At 35.1% G+C, this 2,682-nt stretch carries 3 protein-coding genes; all 3 read left to right on the top strand.

Annotated features, from left to right (window positions below):
- Positions 1 to 310, top strand: a 310-nt coding sequence (locus CWS31_RS17105) for a transposase (RefSeq protein WP_246143541.1), incomplete at its 5' end; no start/stop codon positions are given.
- A 219-nt stretch (positions 311 to 529) separates the two neighbouring features.
- Complete coding sequence (locus CWS31_RS17100) at positions 530 to 1,558, top strand: putative phage abortive infection protein (protein WP_211355858.1); 1,029 nt, start codon at positions 530 to 532, stop codon at positions 1,556 to 1,558.
- Between the two features lie 175 nt (positions 1,559 to 1,733).
- On the top strand, positions 1,734 to 2,474 hold the full coding sequence (locus CWS31_RS17095) for a DUF5677 domain-containing protein (RefSeq protein WP_101343751.1): 741 nt from the start codon (positions 1,734 to 1,736) through the stop codon (positions 2,472 to 2,474).
- Positions 2,475 to 2,682: the final 208 nt, after the last annotated feature.

The following is a 2,682-nucleotide window of genomic DNA, read 5'->3' as shown; positions in this document are numbered from 1 at the left end:
AAGTTGCCCACTGCAACAGCAATGCATGAGAAAACCGCCAATAAAAACAGGACGGCAAGTTCAGTTTAAACAATGTGGCTCGGGTAAAAGGCTAAGCTACATTGACAAAATGAAAGTCAAAATAGATAGCCCAATAGGACGACGACAATACAGTAAGCGATTAGGTGCTATCGAGCCTGTATTTGGCAATATTACTGTCAATAAAGGCATGAATAAATTGACCTTACGCGGTCAAGAAAAAGTAAACACCCAATGGCAACTGTATTGCCTTGTTCATAATATTGAAAAGTTAAGAAACAACCTGCATTAAGGGTTAAAAGCCCAACTACACATCATATAAACCGCTATTACACTGAATTATTAAGCACCAATTAGCTATTTCAATGAATTAACGATGTAAAAAATTAAATCGCCAAAAACGTAAACGTTTTTGATTGTTAAAAGAAAATAATCCAGTTAGAGTATTTTTATTAATAAATAACATAAAAATGAGTTATTCTACAAGCTCGTTAGGGCGCAAGGAGTATCAATGCAGTTTCTCACCAAATGGATAAATGATTCATTCCCTAAGTTTGAAAGTATGTTTACGGATGAAAACGGAGAGCAGAACTCAGCTTCTCTAAATAAAATCCTGTTTAAAATTCTTACATATGCAGTTATTTCTGCGGCAACCCTTTTAGTTATTAACTTATTGCTTATCTCATTTACAGATCGAGGTGGAGTTTTTGGTGACTTTATGGGCGGCGTGCTCAATCCAATACTCACGTTTTTCACATTGTTTGGACTTATCGCAACGATCGTAATTCAAAGACAGGAACTTCGGTTAGCAAGAGTTGAGTATGAGAAAACAGCTGACGCATTGGGCACTCAAGCGGTAGAAACCACCTTTTTTAATATCTTAGATTTACACCATAAAATTGCGGATAGCATCAAAGTTGATATTGATGAAATAAGTCAGAAAAGTAAAACTGAAAAAGTATTTTCAGAAATGGTATTGGGGACAGCAAAGATATCAAGAAAATCAGTGTTTGAAGGGCGGGTTGCTTTTGAGGAAATACTAAATATTTTATCAATAAACTCTTCATCACCAGAAGAAGTAATTGAGCGTTATAAGTTTCTACAAGATCATAATAACCATGTTCTTGGCCATTATTTTCGAAACTTATATCAAGCTCTAAAAGTAATTCATAGCTATGAAGAAAGTCTTTTGTCAGAAAAACAAAAAAGAAAATACACAAGCATACTCAGAGCACAGCTATCAACAAAAGAACTTGCTTTACTTTTCATAAATTGCCTAGAAGGTGTTTCAGATAAAGGGCAATTTAAAAATTTAATAATAGAGTATGAAATGCTAGAGCATTTACCAATTAAAAAAATTGAAAATGGCTATTCCCTTGCGGGTTCAAAGCTTGCCGTCGCAGACGACAATATGTTTTTGCAATTTAAAAACAAAAAGGAGTTTGGACTTGATTTCGAAAAATATTATGGAGGCGCATTTGGACAGAACAAAGGTGTGCCGTATAATTTGCGCCCTAACAAGCAAATTAACAAGGACTAAAAACAGTTGGCTTTAGCTCCTTCGTCGCCATTGTAGCCAACAATTTTTAGCCTGTTATTTGGGCGTTAGCTGCCTAGGATACTATGAGTTCTGAATTCGAAAATTATAAAAAATTCACAATGAATTCTCACTGTTACTTGATGCAGGAAAAGCTCTTGTTGACCTTCAAGTTGGCTTGAAGCCAAATTTTGTTCATGAAGGTTATGCCGAGAAAATTTTCGTAAAATTATGGTGTCACGGAAAGACTTTACTTGATCTCTCACCAAATATTTCAACTACTCCCACCCGACAGCTCTGGGATGTTTCATCGCACTATGCTATTTCACGGACTTTAATCGAAACATACGATGCCTTATTTTATATTTCACTGGATAATGTTGATGAAATAGAACGTGACTTTAGGATCAAATTTTGGAGATTACACTCAGAGTCACGACGAGAAAAAATGCTGGAATTAATTCGCAGTAAACATCCAGAACTGAACTATGTAAAAGAAGAAGTTTGCTTACTTCATTCTCAAGTTTTACAGCACCCACATCTAGAAAAATGCGACAAAGGATTGAAAACCAAATTAGAGAAAAAAAGATATGAGACTTATCATATAAATCAGGGAGAGAGGGATAGCCGCTCTGGAATTGACAATGACTATCATAAAGCGGTTGTTATGCAACTATCTAGTCATGTTCATACACATCCATTTTCTGTTTCTCAGCTGATGGACTTTAAAGCTGGAGATCCTGAATGTTTAACTTTGATGAGTATTTCACTCCAATATGCTTCAGCATTTTTGGCTAAAGCAATAAATGATCTTGGTGTATTGTTTCAACCCAGAGTTCCAAGCTATTCTCAAGAAGTAAAAGATTTACTGAATCTTTGGCAATCTATTTTGAAGAATGGGGTGAACAAAGGCAGCTAACAAGCTAATAAATAAGGACTAAAAACAGTTTACTGTTTTCGTTCCTCAACATTTTAGCAAACTATTTTTAGCCCATTATTAGGGCGTTGAGGCTGTAGAATTTCTCCAAAAAAGACGTGTTTACGTCTTTTTTTATATTTCCTTAATTGTTTGTTTTTTAAGCTTGAAGCAAGTTCCTCGCTGTGATCTAATAGATATTATTCACCGA

It is taken from the genome of Colwellia echini, assembly GCF_002843355.2.
Lineage (GTDB): Bacteria > Pseudomonadota > Gammaproteobacteria > Enterobacterales > Alteromonadaceae > Colwellia > Colwellia echini.
The sequence above is the reverse complement of the archived record's forward strand: the minus strand, read 5'-3'. Positions and strand labels throughout refer to the sequence as shown.